General features: G+C 71.9%; 13 protein-coding genes. 6 read left to right on the top strand and 7 right to left on the bottom strand.

Features of this window, described 5'->3' with window-relative positions; translation table 11 throughout:
• Positions 1 to 43: 43 nt before the first annotated feature.
• Positions 44 to 1,495, bottom strand: coding sequence for an APC family permease (locus IEZ11_RS01000; RefSeq protein ID WP_189260580.1), 1,452 nt, complete (start codon positions 1,493 to 1,495; stop codon positions 44 to 46).
• Positions 1,496 to 1,673: 178 nt separating this feature from the next.
• On the opposite strand from IEZ11_RS01000, the gene IEZ11_RS00995 reads away from it, so the two are divergent.
• Entirely contained in the window at positions 1,674 to 2,285 is a 612-nt protein-coding gene (locus tag IEZ11_RS00995) for a TetR/AcrR family transcriptional regulator (RefSeq protein ID WP_189260579.1), read from the top strand.
• 105 nt (positions 2,286 to 2,390) lie between these two features.
• Here the strand turns inward: IEZ11_RS00995 and IEZ11_RS00990 are convergent, their stop codons facing one another.
• On the bottom strand, positions 2,391 to 5,384 hold the full coding sequence (locus IEZ11_RS00990) for a bifunctional [glutamine synthetase] adenylyltransferase/[glutamine synthetase]-adenylyl-L-tyrosine phosphorylase (RefSeq protein ID WP_189260578.1): 2,994 nt from the start codon (positions 5,382 to 5,384) through the stop codon (positions 2,391 to 2,393).
• A gap of 599 nt (positions 5,385 to 5,983) precedes the next feature.
• On the opposite strand from IEZ11_RS00990, the gene IEZ11_RS00985 reads away from it, so the two are divergent.
• The 3 genes from IEZ11_RS00985 to IEZ11_RS00975 are packed head-to-tail and all read left to right on the top strand — an operon-like array spanning position 5,984 to position 9,313.
• On the top strand, positions 5,984 to 6,883 hold the full coding sequence (locus IEZ11_RS00985; RefSeq protein ID WP_229712784.1) for an alkaline phosphatase family protein: 900 nt from the start codon (positions 5,984 to 5,986) through the stop codon (positions 6,881 to 6,883).
• 1 nt (position 6,884) lies between these two features.
• Positions 6,885 to 8,297, top strand: a complete 1,413-nt coding sequence (locus IEZ11_RS00980) for an MFS transporter (protein WP_189260576.1) — start codon at positions 6,885 to 6,887, stop codon at positions 8,295 to 8,297.
• The gene (locus tag IEZ11_RS00975; RefSeq protein ID WP_189260575.1) at positions 8,294 to 9,313 is read left to right on the top strand and encodes a TolB-like translocation protein; all 1,020 of its coding nucleotides are present in this window, start codon (positions 8,294 to 8,296) and stop codon (positions 9,311 to 9,313) included. Before IEZ11_RS00980 ends, IEZ11_RS00975 begins: the two co-directional genes overlap by 4 nt.
• A 28-nt stretch (positions 9,314 to 9,341) precedes the next feature.
• Here the strand turns inward: IEZ11_RS00975 and IEZ11_RS00970 are convergent, their stop codons facing one another.
• The 3 genes from IEZ11_RS00970 to glnA2 all read right to left on the bottom strand — a co-directional run bounded on the left by IEZ11_RS00970 (position 9,342) and on the right by glnA2 (position 12,550).
• Entirely contained in the window at positions 9,342 to 9,683 is a 342-nt protein-coding gene (locus IEZ11_RS00970) for a hypothetical protein (protein WP_189260574.1), read from the bottom strand.
• 114 nt (positions 9,684 to 9,797) lie between these two features.
• Positions 9,798 to 11,057 carry a hypothetical protein gene (locus tag IEZ11_RS00965; RefSeq protein WP_189260573.1) on the bottom strand — a complete coding sequence of 420 codons (1,260 nt, stop codon included), beginning with the start codon at positions 11,055 to 11,057 and terminating at the stop codon, positions 9,798 to 9,800.
• A 131-nt stretch (positions 11,058 to 11,188) separates the two neighbouring features.
• The gene (glnA2, locus tag IEZ11_RS00960) at positions 11,189 to 12,550 is read right to left on the bottom strand and encodes a gamma-glutamylpolyamine synthetase GlnA2 (RefSeq protein WP_189260572.1); all 1,362 of its coding nucleotides are present in this window, start codon (positions 12,548 to 12,550) and stop codon (positions 11,189 to 11,191) included.
• Between the two features lie 345 nt (positions 12,551 to 12,895).
• Here glnA2 and IEZ11_RS00955 point away from each other — a divergent pair, with 345 nt between their 5' ends.
• Positions 12,896 to 14,170 carry a globin domain-containing protein gene (locus tag IEZ11_RS00955; RefSeq protein ID WP_189260571.1) on the top strand — a complete coding sequence of 425 codons (1,275 nt, stop codon included), beginning with the start codon at positions 12,896 to 12,898 and terminating at the stop codon, positions 14,168 to 14,170.
• Positions 14,171 to 14,276: 106 nt separating this feature from the next.
• Here the strand turns inward: IEZ11_RS00955 and IEZ11_RS00950 are convergent, their stop codons facing one another.
• Together IEZ11_RS00950 and IEZ11_RS00945 are read right to left on the bottom strand one after the other, a co-directional pair.
• Positions 14,277 to 14,801 carry a hypothetical protein gene (locus tag IEZ11_RS00950; RefSeq protein ID WP_189260570.1) on the bottom strand — a complete coding sequence of 175 codons (525 nt, stop codon included), beginning with the start codon at positions 14,799 to 14,801 and terminating at the stop codon, positions 14,277 to 14,279.
• Between the two features lie 224 nt (positions 14,802 to 15,025).
• On the bottom strand, positions 15,026 to 15,472 hold the full coding sequence (locus tag IEZ11_RS00945; protein ID WP_189260569.1) for an Rrf2 family transcriptional regulator: 447 nt from the start codon (positions 15,470 to 15,472) through the stop codon (positions 15,026 to 15,028).
• A gap of 170 nt (positions 15,473 to 15,642) precedes the next feature.
• Between IEZ11_RS00945 and IEZ11_RS00940 the strand changes: the two genes are divergently transcribed.
• A complete protein-coding gene (locus tag IEZ11_RS00940) occupies positions 15,643 to 16,314 on the top strand; it encodes a thioredoxin-like domain-containing protein (RefSeq protein ID WP_189260568.1) in 672 nt (223 codons plus the stop codon).

Below are 16,314 nucleotides of genomic sequence, written 5' to 3'. Positions count from 1 at the left end.
GGGTGAACTCCTTCGTTCCGTGCGTTCCGTGCGTTCCGTACGGCTATTCGGCGGGCTCCGCCGCGAACTCCGCGTACACGGCGGGACGTTCGCGGCGCAGCCACCAGGCGAGGCCGAGGCCCGCGACGAAGACCGCGGGCGCGATGACGATCAGCAGCGTGTTCACCGTGCTGGACGCGCCGGTGAACAGGTCGATGTGGGTGATGACCAGGCCTATGGCGGTGGCGAGCAGCACGGCGGCGACGGTCGGGGCGACCACGGTGCGCAGGGTGCCCTCGTCGTGCCGCACCTTCCGGAAATAGCAGGGCACGGCGATCGCGGCGAGCAGCTGGAGCGCGAACAGGCCGATCATCCCGGGCGTGTTCACCCACAGCAGCAGCTGGTTGTACGGGTCGGCGCCGGCCGCCCAGAACCCGACGACGACCACCAGGCCGAGGACGGTCTGCGCGATGCCGGCCGTGTACGGGGAGCGGTGCCGCGGGTGGACGGTGCCCAGCGACTTCGCCAGGACGCCCTCCTCGGCGAGGGCGAGGGCGTACCGGTTGATCGCGTTGTGGAAGGCGAGCAGCGAGGCGATGATGCTGGTCACGATGAAGACGTGCATCAGGTCGGCCGCCCAGCCGCCGACGTAGCTGGTGATGGCGGAGAAGAACAGGCCGCCGGGGTCCTTGGCGGCCGCCGCGATGACCTCGTCGTTGCCGAAGGCCTGGATGACGATCCACACGCAGAAGGCGTAGAAGAGGCCGAGGAAGGCCACGGCCACGTAGGTGGCGCGCGGGACCGTCCGCTCGGGGTCGCGGGCCTCGCGCCGGTAGATGACGGTCGACTCGAAGCCGGTGAAGGCGGCGAAGGCGAAGGCGAGGACGACCGCGGTGCCGGAGACGAGGACGTGGCCGGGTGCGAAGGAGGCGCCGGACAGTCCGTGTGCGCCGCCCTTGACCAGCACCCCGCCCGCGAGCAGGACCAGGATGCCGGTCTCGGCGACCAGCAGTACGCCGAGCACCTTGGCGCCGAACTCGATGGAGCGGTAGCCGCCGTAGCCGATGAGGAGGAGTCCGGCGAGGGCGATCGGCAGCCAGGGGACGTCGACGCCGAAGAGGGCCTTCGCGGTGTCCCGCCCGGCGCTGCCGAGCAGGCCGTAGACGCCGATCTCCATGCCGTTGTACCCGATGAGGGCGAGGAGCGCGGCGCCGATGCCGACGGGGCGGCCGAGGCCGCGGGTGATGTACGCGTAGAAGGCGCCGCCGCTCCTGATGTGGCGGCTCATGGTGGTGAAGCCGACGGCGAAGACGGCGAGGGTGATGCCGGCGATGAGGTAGCCGGCCGGGGCGCCGATGCCGCCGAGCAGGACTGCGAGCGGGGCGACGCCGGCCATCACGGTGAGCGGGGCGGCGGCGGAGATGACGAAGAAGGCGATGTCGGCGGTGCCGAGCGAGCCGGAGCGGAGGGTCGCCGCGACGGACGGCGTGCTTTCCTCGCGAGCGGTGACGGACATGGGGAGGAGCCCTTCGAGCGCGACGGACGGGAGGGTTCCGGGCGTGCGGGATGACCGGCGCTACCGGGGCAGGGACTGCCCCGGACCCGTAAATCTAAAGCCTTTCGGTTTCGGCAATGTAGCCTCCTCCTGGGCATCCGGGAAGCCCCGTTTCACACCTTCAGGGGAGAACACGCCGATGGGACGGCCGCGCACCCCGCTCCTCGACCGGGAGCGGATCACCACGACCGCGTTGCAACTCGTGGACGAGCAGGGCGACTTCAGCGTCCCGCAGATCGCCAGGCGGCTCGGTGCACAGACCGGTTCGCTGTATCACCATGTGGACGGCCGCGACGGCATCGTCGAGCTGCTGCGCGAACGCGTCGCCGCCGCGATCGATCCGGCGACCCTGGACCTGGCCCCCTGGGACACCGCGCTGGAGTCCTGGGCCCGTTCCTACCGGGCCGCGTTCGCCGCGCACCCGAGGACGATCCCGCTCCTGATGACCTCGCCGGTGCGGGCCCCCCGGGTCCTGGAGCAGTACGAGCGCGCGGTCACGCTGCTGCTGGCCGCGGGCTTCGCCCCGGCGGACGTGATGCCGCTGCTGATAGCCCTGGAGAACCTGATCCTGGGCTCGACACTGGACCTGGCGGCACCCGAGACCATGTGGGAGCTGACCGCCGAGACCCCGACCCCGCACCTGGCGGAGGCCCTGGCGGCGGTGGCCGACGGCCGAGCGGACCGCGCCTTCGAGGTAGGCCTGACGGGCCTCATGAACCACGCGAGAACGCTACTGGCCACCCTCGCTTGACGCGCCCCCGCTTGACGCGCCCCAGGGGCGCGGGGAACTGCGCGACCAGCCCCCACCCACCCGCAGCCGGCACGACACGGCGACCGCCCCGAAAACCCCCACCCCCTAAGCCCCGTAGAAGAGCTCCTCCACCACCGTCCTCGCCCGCCGCGCGGTCCGCCGGTACGCGTCGAGCATGTCCCCGGCATGCCCGTCCCCGTACCCCAGATACCGCCCGACCGCGGCCAACTCCCGGCTCTCGGAAGGAAACGTGTCGCCGGCCCGCCCCCGTACCAGCATCACGGCGTTGCGCACCCGCGTCGCCAGCACCCACGCCTCGTCCAGTATCGCGGCCTCCTCGGTCCCCAGCAGCCCCGCCGCCCGCGCCGCCGCCAGCGCCTGACGGGTCCGGGTGGTGCGCAGCCCCGGCTCGGCCCACCCGTGCCGCAGCTGCAGCAGCTGCACGGTCCACTCCACGTCGGACAGCCCGCCCGGCCCCAGCTTGGTGTGCAGCTTCGGGTCGGCGCCGCGCGGCAGCCGCTCGGACTCCATCCGGGCCTTCAGCCGCCGGATCTCCCGTACCGCGTCCTCGCCGAGCCCCTCCGCCGGGTACCGCAGCGGGTCGACCAGCTCGATGAACCGGCGGCCCAACTCCTCGTCCCCGGCGACCGGTTCGGCGCGCAGCAGGGCCTGAGACTCCCAGACCAGGGACCACCGGCGGTAGTACGCCTCGTAGGACTTGAGCGTGCGCACCAGCGGCCCGGACTTGCCCTCGGGGCGCAGGTCCGCGTCGATGAGCAACGGCGGGTCGGCACTGGGGACCTGGAGCAGCCGGCGCATCTCGGCGACCACCTTGTTCGCCGCGTCGGCCGCCTCCCGTTCGTCCACGCCCTCCTGCGGCTCGTGCACGAACAGGACGTCGGCGTCGGAGCCGTAGCCCAGCTCGTGCCCCCCGAACCGGCCCATGCCGATCATGGTGAACCGGGTGGGCAGGGTGTCGCCCCAGCCGTCCCGGACCACCGCGCGCAGGGTCCCCGCCAGGGTCGCCGCCGTCAGGTCGGAGACCGCGCCGCCGACCCGGTCGACCAGGGCGCCCTGGTCGGCCTCGGCGGGCTTGGTCTCGGTGCCGTAGGAGTCCACGATGTCGGCGGCGGCCGTCCGGAACAGCTCCCGGCGGCGCACGCCGCGCGCCGCCCGCACCCCGTCCTCGGCGTTGTCGGCGCGGCCCGCGGCGGCGAGGATCTCCTGCTCCAACTGGGCCCGGCCGCGCGGCTCCAGGCCGCCCCCGTCGCCGTCGCCCAGCAGGGCCACCGCCTCCGGGGCGCGCATCAGCAGGTCGGGGGCGAGACGGCCGGCGGACAGCACGCGGGCGAGGTTCTCGGCGGCGGCGCCCTCGTCGCGCAACAGCCGTAGGTACCAAGGGGTCTTGCCCAGCGCGTCGGAGACCTTGCGGAAGTTCAGCAGGCCCGCGTCCGGGTCGGCGGAGTCGGCGAACCAGCCCAGCAGGACGGGCAGCAGGGTGCGCTGGATGGCGGCCTTGCGGGTGACGCCGGAGGCGAGGGCCTCCAGGTGGCGCAGGGCGGCGGCGGGGTCGGCGTAGCCGAGGGCCACCATGCGCTCCCGGGCCGCCTCGGCGCTCAACCTTGCTTCGCCGGGGGCGAGTTGGGCGACAGCATCGAGCAGCGGGCGGTAGAAGAGCTTCTCGTGCAGGCGTCGTACGACACCGGTGTGCTGCTTCCACTCGCGGATCAGCTCGGTCACCGGGTCGGTGCGCAGGCCCAGCGAGCGGCCGAGGCGGCGCAGGTCGGCCTCGTCCTCGGGGACCAGGTGGGTGCGGCGCAGCCGGTAGAGCTGGATGCGGTGCTCCATGGAGCGCAGGAAGCGGTAGGCGTCGTCGAGCTGGACGGCGTCGGCGCGGCCCACGTAGCCGCCGGCGGCGAGGGCCTGGAGCGCGTCGAGGGTGGTGCCGGAGCGCAGCGAGGCGTCGGCCCGGCCGTGCACCAACTGGAGGAGCTGGACGGCGAACTCGACGTCCCTGAGCCCTCCGGGGCCGAGCTTCAGCTCGCGGTCGATCTCGGCGGCCGGGATGTTCTCCACCACGCGCCGGCGCATCTTCTGCACGTCGGCGACGAAGTTCTCGCGTTCGGCGGCCTTCCAGACCAGGGGTTCGAGCGCGGCGACGTAGTCCTGCCCGAGGCCGAGGTCGCCGGCGACCGGGCGGGCCTTGAGCAGGGCCTGGAACTCCCAGGTCTTGGCCCAGCGCTGGTAGTAGGCGAGGTGGCTGCTGAGGGTGCGGACGAGGGGGCCGTTGCGGCCCTCGGGGCGGAGGTTGGCGTCGACCGGCCAGATCGACCCCTCCACCGTGGTCTCGGAGCAGATCCGCATCATGTGCGAGGCGAGCTTGGTGGCCGACCGCAGGGCCTTGGTCTCGTCGTGCTCGCCGGCGGCCTCGCCGACGAAGATGACGTCGACGTCGGAGACGTAGTTCAGCTCGTGGCCGCCGCACTTGCCCATGGCGATCACCGCGAGCCGGCAGGCCGCGGCGTCCTCGGGCGCGGCACGCTCGGCGAGGGCGAGGGCGGCGCGCAGGGTGGCGGTGGCCAGGTCGGCGAGTTCGGCGGCGGTCTGGGCGACGTCGGTCGTCCCGCAGACGTCCCGGGCGGCGATGGACAGCAGGCAGCGCCGGTAGGCGACGCGCAGGGCGACCGGGTCGCCGGCCTCGGCGAGCCCGCGTTCGAACTCCGCGACGCCGGGGTGCAGGTCGCGGGGCTCGTAGGTGACCAGGGCCTCCCAGTCGCGCGGGTGCCGGGCGAGGTGGTCGGCGAGGGCGGCGGAGGCGCCGAGCACGCCCAGCAGGCGGTCCCGCAGCGGCTTGGCCGCTATCAGGGTGTCGAGCAGCTCCCGGCGGGCGGTGGGGCCCGGCTGGGCCTCCAGGAGCCGTACCAGGCCGCGCAGGGCGAGGTCGGGGTCGGCGGTGGCGCCCAGGGCTTCGAGGAGCACCGGATCGTCGCGTACGGCGGCCAGCTCGACGCTGTCCAGCAGCCGCTCGGCCGCGGAGGCATCGGTGAAGCCGTGCCGCAGCAGTCGCGTGAAGGTACTGCTCCTGCGCCCCGGCGTCATCCGCGGCCTCCCTCCGGATCAAGGTCGTTCCCGCCCGAGCCTAACCGGAGACCCCCGCACGAGCGCCGATGAGTTTCCGGCCGGATCGCGGTCCGTACCGGTGAGCGACCCGAGGAGGCATCATGCGCGGGCCCGAGGGCACGCTGGACGCCCGCTGCAGCAGCGAGGGCACAACGGCCCACGACCGGTCCGGGGCGGAGAGGATCCTGACGGGGTCCGAGCCGTTCTGGATCCCGCCGGTACGCCCGGACGGGCGCCCGCACGTCGCCCCGCCGGTCGCGGTGTGGCACGACGGCGCCCCGCACTTCGCCACCGGCCTCGACGAGCGGAAGGCGGCGAACCTCGCCGGGAACCCGGACGGGTACTTCCACCACGGGCCGGGGCGGGCCCCGGTCTTCGCCGTCACGCCGCGCGGGGTCCTCGGTTTCGGCAAGGGCGAGCCGTTCGGCCGGACGAAGGGGGAGCAGGCTCTTCCGGTCCAGCAGTTCATCGGGTCTTCATCTGTCTGGCCGAGCGCGGTCGGGGCGGGGATTATTGGCGTGTGCATGCTCAGTCCGCACCGCCACCAGTCCCTCCCTTCCCCAGCACCGGAGGTTGATGTGTCCGGCAGTCCCGCACGTTCTGGGAAGCTGCGCCGTGCCCGTACGGCGGTGGCCTCCGCCACCGCCTTCACCGCGGCCGCGATCGGTCTGTGGACCGGGCTCGGCGGCACGTCCGCGCAGGCCGCGAGCGCCGTACCGACCCCGGACCACGTGATCGTCGTGGTCTTCGAGAACCACGCCTACAGCCAGGTCATCGGCTCCTCCAGCGCCCCGTACATCAACTCGCTGGTCTCCGGCGGCGCCAACCTGACCCAGATGTACGCCGAGACCCACCCGAGCCAGCCCAACTACTACGCGATGTTCTCGGGCTCCACCCAGGGCATCACCGACGACAGCTGCGTCACGCCCGGCTTCTCCTCCGCGGCCAACCTCGCCTCCGAGCAGCTCGCGGCCGGCCGCACCTGGGCCAGCTACAACGAGACCCTGCCCAGCCAGGGCTCGACCACGTGCAGCAGCGGCAACTACGCGCAGAAGCACAACCCGTGGTTCGGCTTCAGCAACGTACCGACGTCGACCGCGAAGACGTTCGCCCAGTTCCCGACCGACTACTCCACCCTCCCCCAGCTGTCCTTCGTGACCCCGAACCTGTGCAGCGACATGCACGACTGCTCGGTGTCCACCGGTGACACCTGGCTGAAGAACAACCTGGGCGCGTACGCGACCTGGGCCAAGACCCACAACAGCCTCCTCGTCGTCACCATGGACGAGGACAACCGGCTGGCCGGCAACCGCATCCCGACGGTCCTGTACGGCCAGCCGGTCACGGCCGGCTCGACCTCGGCCACCACCTACGACCACTACGACCTGCTGCGCACCCTGGAGGACGGCCAGGGCCTGAGCGCGCACGCGGGCAACGCGGCGTCCGCGTCCGACATCACCGGGATCTGGGCGTCCTGACGTGTACGTAGCGGACAGCCGCGCGAACACCGCGACGACGGCGTCCGTGGCAGGTACCGCCCGGCCCGCACCGGCCGGGCGGTACCGCACCACGATCGCGCCCACCGTCCTCGCCCTCGGCACCGTCAGCCTGGTCACGGACGTGTCCTCCGAGATGGTCACGGCGGTCCTCCCGCTGTACCTGGTGGCGGGCCTGGGTCTGTCCCCGCTGGGCTTCGGTCTCCTCGACGGCGTCTACAACGGCTTCTCGGCGGTCGTACGCCTGGCCGGCGGCCATCTGGCCGACCGTGGCGGCGGCCGCCACAAGTGGGTGGCCGGTGCGGGCTACGCCCTCTCGGCACTCTGCAAACCCCTGCTGCTGATCGCCCACACCCTCACCCCCATCGGCCTGATCCTGGCGGCGGACCGCACCGGCAAGGGCCTGCGCACGGCTCCCCGGGACGCCCTGATCTCGCTCTCCAGCACCCCCGGGACCCGGGGCCGCGCCTTCGGTGTGCACCGGGCGATGGACACGGCGGGCGCCCTGCTCGGCCCCCTGGCCGCGTTTCTCATCCTCCGGGCGACGGTGGACGGCTACGACGCGGTGTTCACGGTGAGCTTCTGCGTGGCGGTGCTGGGCGTGCTGATCCTGGTCCTGTTCGTACCGGGCGACGGCCGCGCCGGGGCCGTACCGGGGGTCGACCGTACGAAGCCCGTACCGGACGGCGACCGCACGAAGCCCGTACCGGACCGCAACCGCACGAAGCCCGTACCGGACGGCGACCGTACGGAGGCATCCGCTCCCGGCGCGCGCCCGGCCCCGGCCCCGCGCCCAGCCCCGCGCCCCACCCTGCGCGCGGCAATCGGCCTCCTCGCCGACCGCGACCTGCGCCGCATCACCGTCTGTGCCCTGCTCCTGGGCCTCGCGACGGTGAGCGACTCCTTCGTCTACCTGCTGCTGCAACGCCGGCTCGGGGTCCCGGACCGCTGGTTCGCCCTCCTGCCCCTCGGCACTGCGGCCGCGTTCCTCCTCCTGGCCGTCCCGCTGGGCCGCCTGGCCGACCGCTGGGGCCGCTGGCGCGTCTTCCTGACCGGTCACGCGGCCCTGCTGCTCGCGTACGCGCTGCTGCTGACGTCCTGGCACGGCACCGCCCTCCCCTACGCCGTGCTGGCCCTGCACGGCACGTTCTACGCGGCGACCGACGGTGTCCTGATGGCGGCCGCGTCGGACAGCGTCCCCGAGGCGCTGCGCTCGTCGGGCCTGGCGCTGGTCCAGACGGGCCAGGCGGCGGCGCGTTTCGCCTGCTCACTGGGGTTCGGGGCGGCGTGGACGCTGTGGGGCGACCGTACGGCGCTGAGCGTGTCGGCGGTGGCCCTGGCGGGGTGCGCGGCGTACGCCCTCACGCTCCGACCCCTCCGAAAGGCCGCAGTATGACCGTCCGCTCCCGCCTCCTGGTCCTCCTCTCGGCACTCGCGGTCCTGACGGCCGTGGCCCTGGCCTCCGTCCTGCACGCCTCCGCCCGTGCGGAGCGCCGCGACCACACCCGGGCGGGCGGCCCGAAGGTCACCCCGGGGACGGTGACGCTGACGACCCCCGGCCGCATGATCTTCCGCAACATGGCCTGGGGCCCGCACCGCGACGAACTGGCGACGGTCCCGGCCAACGACCCCTCCGGCCCGCGCACCGCGTCGGGCGTGAAATGCCTGCGCTTCTACGCGGCCGCCGGCACCGGCGTCTGCCTGCAAGCCGTGCACGGCCCGGTCTCGGACACCTACCGGGCCCTGATCCTGGACGCGCACCTGAGGGAACGGGCCCACTACGACGTCCCGGGCATCCCGTCCCGGGCCCGGGTCTCCCCCACCGGCCACTACGCGGCCTGGACCGCGTTCGTGGGCGGCGACTCGTACGCGGGCACGAACTTCTCGACCCGCACGGCGATCGCCGACACCCGCACGGGCACCCTGATCCCGTCCCTGGAGACGTTCCGGATCATCAGGGACGGCCGCCCCTACCGGTCCCCGGACGTCAACTTCTGGGGTGTGACGTTCGCGTCGGACGACGCCACCTTCTACGCGACCCTGGCGACGAAGGGCACGACATACCTGGTCCGAGGCGACCTCACCACCCGCACGGTCACCACCCTCCACACCGACGTCGAATGCCCGTCCCTCTCCCCCGACGGCACCCGCATCGCGTACAAGAAACGGGTGCAGGGCCTCCCGAAGGACGCCCCGTGGCGCCTGTACGTCCTCGACCTGAGGACGATGCGCGAAACCCCCCTCGCCGAGCCGCGCAGCGTGGACGACCAGGCGGTCTGGAAGAACAACAGCACACTCGTCTACGCCCTCCCGGGCGACTACGGCGCCGACCTGTACACGATCCCGGCGAACGGCACGGGCACCCCCCACCGCATCGGCGTCTCGGCGGTGTCACCGGCGTACATCCCCTGAGGAGTCGCGAACTCCGCGCTGTGCCCGGTCAGTTCGTGAGGGAGGAGACGATCTGCTCGCCGGCGGCGACGATGCCGGCCGTCGCCACGTTCGCGCCGCCCTGCGCCAACGCGTTCTTGATGCGCTGCCAGGCCCCGAGCCTGGGCGTCGCCTGCTGCTCCGGGTCCTCCAGGATCTCGACGTCCGCGGCGAACCCGGCCTGCTGGTCGTCCCGCAGGTGGCTGCCGAGGTTGCGCAGTTGGAGGACCAGGTTCATGAGATCCGCGGGCGCGGCCCCGATGTTCTGGGTCACCTCCATTCCCTGTGCTCCCGTGCCGCCTCGGTAGATGTTCTGGGTGAATACCGGTGCCGGGTTCTGGTTGTCGCTCACCGCTGGTCTCCCGTTGTCCGCGAACGCGCCGCTGTCACCGCCCGATGTTAGGGCGAAGGGACCGGCATATCTCCGGAATACACTCAAATGGGCTTTCCCGTTCGGGCCGTTGACTCACCGCGTCAGCACCGAGGCGCGGAACAGGCGGTACGGCAGGTAGGCGTCCTGACGCATGAACATGACGCGTGTGCCCTCGGCGGTGAACAGACAGAACCGCATCATGGGCGGAGCCGCGATCGTGTCGGTGAAGTACGCGGCCCGGTCCTTCGGACAGTGCGCGGCATCCAGCTCCCCGCCTCCGGGGAACGGGGCGAGACGGGCTCCGCCGCGCGGGCGAAGCCGGTAGTCGTCCCGGTTCTGGGTGGCGGCTTCCAGGTCCCCGCTCTCCGCGGCACCCCATGTCTCGATGTCGAACTGGCGGGATCCGCCCAGTTTGATGTCACGGCAGGTGCCCACACAGGGCACGACCGGGGGCGGAACCGCGGACGAGTCGGAGGACGAAGCCGGGGTCGAAGTCGGGGTCGAAGTCGGGGTCGAGGGCGGCGTCGAGGGCGGAGGCGAGTGCGGAGGCGAGGAAGAGCTCTTCGGATCCTTGGGTGAGGCCGACGCGCCCGTCGAAGGGAGGTTCGTCCACAGGGCCACGCCGATGCCGACCGCCGCCAGCGCGAGAGTGACGGAGCCCGCCACCAGCCGGCGTCGGGTGGTGACCGAGGACGGTCCACGGCGCGGCGCCGGCCGTCCGTCACCACCGGGCTCCACGGGGTGTTGCGCGACGTTGGCCCCCTGACCGCCCACGCCTCCCGCGAAGACGTTCTGGACCATCTGGGGCCGGTTCTCACGGCCGTGGGCACGAGGATGCTCACGGGACTTCACGCAGGCTTCCCCCCGCGAGGTGAGCCGCACCAGGTGTTCGGGGCCCTCGATCAGCGTGATCAGGCCCAGGTCCGCGAGACCGGTCGCGGCCTCCTGCGCCTCCGCGTCCGTCAGCGGAGTGCCCCAGAAGCAGCCCGCCTCCGAGCCGACGAACGAGGAGAGCGAAACCGCGTCGCCGTGCCCCGCACGGCTGCCGAAAGCCCATACCAGCACGGCGTTCTCGGCATGGTGCAGGCGCTGCACGATGTCGCGGACGGCGCGCTGCCGCCGTAAGCCCTCCGCGCACCCCTTTGGGGTCAGGGCGAACTCCACGTCGGCCCGCGCGAGGGCCCAGCCGTCCGTCTCCAGGTAGCGGACGGCCTGTCGGGCCTCCGAGTCGGACGGCACGTCCTGAGCACGACTCCGCCGCCATGCGCCGAGGCGCATCCAGCGCGCGGGACTGCCCTCACTCTGTTCCATGGCCCATAGCAGCAGCTCGTCGGCGAGCCGGTTCGAGGTCACGACGTCAGCGTAGGCGCGCCCGGACCTCCGGCAGACCGGTTCCCGGGTCGGCCCGCCCGGCACGAGGGGGGCGACGGCCGTGACCGTCGCCCCCCTCGTCGCCCCGGCAGGACACCTGCCGAACCCGGGCCCTACAGCACCGGCAGGTTCTTCCGCAGCTCGAAGGCGGTGACCTCGCTGCGGTACTCCTCCCACTCCTGGCGCTTGTTGCGCAGGAAGAAGTCGAAGACGTGTTCGCCGAGCGTGTCGGCGACCAGGTCGCTGTTCTCCATGAGGGTCAGGGCCTCGCCGAGGTTCTGCGGGAGGGGCTCGATGCCCATGGCGCGGCGCTCGGCGTTGGAGAGGGCCCAGACGTCGTCCTCGGCGCCCGGCGGGAGCTCGTAGCCCTCCTCGATGCCCTTGAGGCCGGCGGCGAGGAGGACGGCGTAGGCCAGGTACGGGTTGGCGCCGGAGTCGATGGAGCGGACCTCGACGCGCGCCGAGCCCGTCTTGCCGGGCTTGTACATCGGGACGCGGACCAGGGCGCTGCGGTTGTTGTGGCCCCAGCAGATGTAGGACGGGGCCTCGCCGCCGGCACCCGCCGTGCGCTCGGAGCCGCCCCAGATGCGCTTGTAGGAGTTCACCCACTGGTTGGTGACCGCCGCGGTCTCCGCCGCGTGCTTCAGCAGGCCCGCGATGAAGGAACGGCCGACCTTGGAGAGCTGGAACTCCGCGCCCGACTCGTAGAACGCGTTGCGGTCGCCCTCGAAGAGGGAGAGGTGGGTGTGCATGCCGGAGCCGGGGTGCTCGGAGAACGGCTTCGGCATGAAGGTCGCCTGGACGCCCTGCTCCAGCGCCACCTGCTTCATGACAAGGCGGAACGTCATGATGTTGTCGGCCGTGGAGAGCGCGTCGGCGTAGCGCAGGTCGATCTCCTGCTGGCCGGGGGCGCCCTCGTGGTGGGAGAACTCGACCGAGATGCCCATCGACTCCAGCATGGTGATCGCCTGGCGGCGGAAGTCCATGCCGACGTTGGTCGGGGTGTGGTCGAAGTAGCCGGAGTTGTCGGCCGGGGTGGGGCGGGAACCATCCATCGGGCGGTCCTTCAGGAGGAAGAACTCGATCTCCGGGTGGGTGTAGAAGGTGAAGCCCAGGTCGGAGGTGCGGGCCAGGGCGCGCTTCAGCACGTACCGCGGGTCCGCGAAGGACGGGGAGCCGTCCGGCATGAGGATGTCGCAGAACATGCGGGCCGTGCCGGGGGCCTCGGCGCGCCACGGGAGGACCTGGAAGGTGGACGGATCCGGCTTGGCGATCATGTCGGACTCGTAGACCCGGGCGAAGCCCTCGATCGCGGAGCCGTCGAAGCCGATGCCCTCGTCGAAGGCCTGTTCAAGCTCGGCCGGGGCCACCGCGACGGACTTGAGGAAGCCCAGCACGTCCGTGAACCACAGGCGTACGAACCGGATGTCGCGCTCCTCCAAGGTCCGGAGCACGAACTCCTGCTGCTTGTCCATCTTCCGCTTCCCCATCCTTGCTGGTCAGGCCGCCTGTCTCCCTGTCCCGCAGGAGGCGGTCGGGCACCTGAGCATCACACCACAACAGCATTTCATGCGCGTTGCGCACCTTGATCGCGCGAGCGACCTCGGTCTGAACGGCTCTCGTACGGCAGGTGTCCTGCCCTGACGCCCATCTTGCCTGCTCGCACCGACATCCGTAATGGCCGGTCCGGTTTCCCGGGCATCGGCCGGGTGACGGACACCACGGTGACGCACACCACGGCCCTTAAATTTGAATCTCAGATGCAAGTTTTAATAGCGTACAGAGCACCGAGCCGTTCGGCCGAGCCACAAGGAGCCCCGATGCTGTCCGAGCCGTCCGCCGCCACCGTCCGCGCCACCCTGCCCGTCGTCGGCGCGGCGATCGGCGAGATCACCGAGCGCTTCTACGCCCGCCTCTTCGCCGCCCACCCCGAGCTGCTGCGCGACCTCTTCAACCGCGGCAACCAGGCCGCCGGCACCCAGCGGCAGGCCCTCGCCGGGTCCATCGCCGGGTTCGCCACGCACCTGCTGGACCACCCGGACCAGCGACCCGACGCCCTGCTGAGCCGCATCGCCCACAAGCACGCCTCGCTGGGCGTCACGCCCGAGCAGTACGCCGTCGTCCACGAGCACCTCTTCGCCGCCATCGCCGAGGTGCTCGGCGAGGCCGTCACCCCCGAGGTCGCGGCCGCCTGGGACGAGGTCTACTGGCTGATGGCGAACGCGCTCGCCGCGATCGAGAAGCGGCTGTACGAGGAGAGCGGCGCGACGGGACTGCGGCCCTGGGAGGTCGTCGAGCGGATCGTGGAGACCGCCGACGTCGTGACCTTCCGGGTGCGGCCCGCGGACGGCGGGTCGACGGTGCGCGGCTTCCGGGCCGGGCAGTACGTCTCCGTGGGCGTCACCCTGCCCGACGGCGCCCGCCAGATACGCCAGTACAGCCTCTCCGGCGCGCCGGGCGGACCCGTCCGCCAGTTCAGCGTCAAGCGGGACGGCGAGGTCTCGCGTCACCTGCACGCGCGCGTGCGCGTGGGCGACCTGCTCGAACTGTCGGAGCCGTACGGAGACCTCGTCCTCGGCGAGAGCCGGAGCGAGAACGAGACCGGGACCGGGACCGGGAACGAGAGCGGGAGCGTGGGCGGGAACGGGAACGTGGGCGGCAACGGGAACGTGGGCGGCAACGGCGTCGGCGATCGGCCCCTGCTGCTCGCCTCCGCGGGCATCGGGGTGACCCCCATGGTGGCGATGCTGGCCGCGCTCACGGCCGACGGCCACCGCGCCCCGGTGACCGTCGTCCACGGCGACCGCTCCCCCGCCGACCACGCCCTGCGCGCCGACCACGAGGCGTACGCGGCGAAGCTGCCGGACGCCACGGTGCGCTTCTTCTACGAGCGGGACGCCGGTCCGGGCAGCCACACCGGGCTGGTGGATCTCTCCGGCATCGAGGCCGCGCCCGGCACGCGCGCGTACCTGTGCGGCCCGCTCCCCTTCATGCGCGCGGTACGCACCCAACTGCTCGCCAAGGGCGTCTCGCCGGCCGACATCCACTACGAGGTCTTCGGGCCGGACCTGTGGCTGGCGGCGGCCGCGGCCTGATCCGCGCGGCGGGCCGCCGGCCTGCGGTACGCGTGCGCGGGCGGCCTCCCGAGAGGGGGACGGCACTCCTGGAGGAGAGGACCGGCCCCCTCTCGGGCGGACGGGATCAGCTCAGGCCGAGGTTCGACAGCGCGGTCGTCCAGTCCGTGAGGATCGCGTCCTGGGCGTCGGCGAGGGTGACGGTGCCGGCGCAGACGGCCTTCTTGAGCTTGTTCTCGACGGTGTCCTTGTTGGCGGCGGTCTTGGTGCCGTACTCCGGCTCGGGCCAGAGGTTGAGCTCGCTCTTCGGGGCACCGCCGAGTTCGAGGGGGAGGAAGTGGTCCTCTTCGTAGTCCGAGGTACTGGTGTCCGTGTAGCCGTACTCGACGATCTGCTTTTTCTTCAGCGCGGTCGTGTAGGAGCTGGAGGGCCGGACGGTCGCGGTCCATCCGGAGACGCAGATGGTGGAGTCGATGGTGGACTGGGTGACGTCCGGGTTGAAGTCACCGGGCTGGCAGCTGGGGTCGGGGAGGGGAAGGTAGTCCTGGCTGCAGCTCTGCGCGTGTGCGGTGCCTGCGGCGACCGTGAGGCCGGCGGCGGCGAGGGCGAGGGAGGAGAGGGCGGTGACCAGGGAGCGGGATATTCGGGGCATGAGGGGGGATCTCCCGGAGCGGTGCCCGGCAGGAATTCCGGGCGGTCGTGAGCATGACAGCACCGGGATCATCTATGCGGGTAGAGCCCTTTGCCGGGCGCGAAGATCCCTTTGTTGAATGTTTGAACACAGCATGGCTCGCGGTGGGCAAGTCATGGCCCCCGCTTGGCGGTCGGCGCCATGCGCCGCCCTCGGCCGCGGCGGGCGCGACCGGGCCGCTCGGGCTACTCCGGCCCCGGCCCCTTGGAAATACCGAGCAGCAGCGGCCCCGTGGGCGCCGCCACCATGTCCGCCACCGTCACCGGGTCCAGTGACGCGAAGAACGCCTCCTGGGCCCGGCGCAGGGCGCCCCTGAGGCGGCAGCCGGAGTGGAGCGGGCAGGGGGTGGCGCCGCCCTCGCAGTCGACGACGTCGCCGTCGCCCTCGAAGGTGCGCACCAGCGCGCCCACCGAGGCGGTACGGCCCTTCCCGGTCAGCGTGAGCCCGCCGCCCCGGCCGCGCCGGGCGTCGACCAGCCCCAGGTGCTGGAGTTCGGCGACCACCTTCGCGGCGTGCGTGTACGGCACGTCCATGTCCGCCGCGACCTCACGGGTCGTGGGACTGGCCCCCTCCGCGACGGCGAGCCGCATCAGAAGGCGTAGAGCCAGGTCGGTGGAGCGCAGCAGCCGCATACCGGCCAGGGTAGGTAATACGCATCCGCCATTCAAATTATCGGTTTCCTGTCGGATCGTGGGACTTTCCGGTTCTTTCCTGTGCCCTCCCTACGACTCGCCCCATCGTCCCCATTACGATCAGCGGGCCCCATCCTCCACGTCCCTTTCCCCCAAGAAGGACACGGCCCATGGCTACCGCCAAGAAGAGCAACAACGCAGCGCGCAAGGCACGCATAGAGGAGATGCGCCGTGCCGAGCAGGCGCGTGACCGGCGCAACCGGATCCTGGTGATCGGCGCGAGCGTCGTGGTGGTCGCCGGTCTGGTGGTCGGTGGTGTGGTGCTCGTCCACTCGCAGTCGGGCAAGAGCGACAGCGCGAGCGACGCGAAGGGCAGCTCCGGGGACTCCGGGAAGTTCGTCACCGGCAGCGACGGGGTGCGGACCTGGACGGGCAAGCTCTCCCGGACCCATGTCACGGGGACCGTGGACTACCCGATGCACCCGCCGGTCGGCGGCAACCACAACCCGGTGTGGCTCAACTGCAACGGCAACGTCTACACCAAGGCCGTGAAGGACGAGAACGCCGTGCACGCCCTGGAGCACGGCGCGGTCTGGGTGACGTACACCGACAAGGCGAAGAAGTCCGACGTGGACACGCTGGCGGCGAAGGTGAAGCAGACGCCGTACTCGCTGATGAGCCCGTACACGAACCAGACCTCGCCGATCGAGCTGTCGGCGTGGGGGCACCAGCTGGGCGTGACGAGCGCCGACGACCCGAAGGTCGGCAAGTTCTTCGAGACGTACGTGCAGGGCAAGCAGACCCCGGAGCCGGGTGCCTCCTGCACCGGCGGGACGATGTGA

The organism is Streptomyces fuscichromogenes, from assembly GCF_014645815.1.
In the GTDB taxonomy this organism is placed as follows: Bacteria; Actinomycetota; Actinomycetes; order Streptomycetales; family Streptomycetaceae; genus Streptomyces; species Streptomyces fuscichromogenes.
Note: the sequence above shows the minus strand (reverse complement) of the source record. Positions and strands in the feature narration are given on the sequence as shown.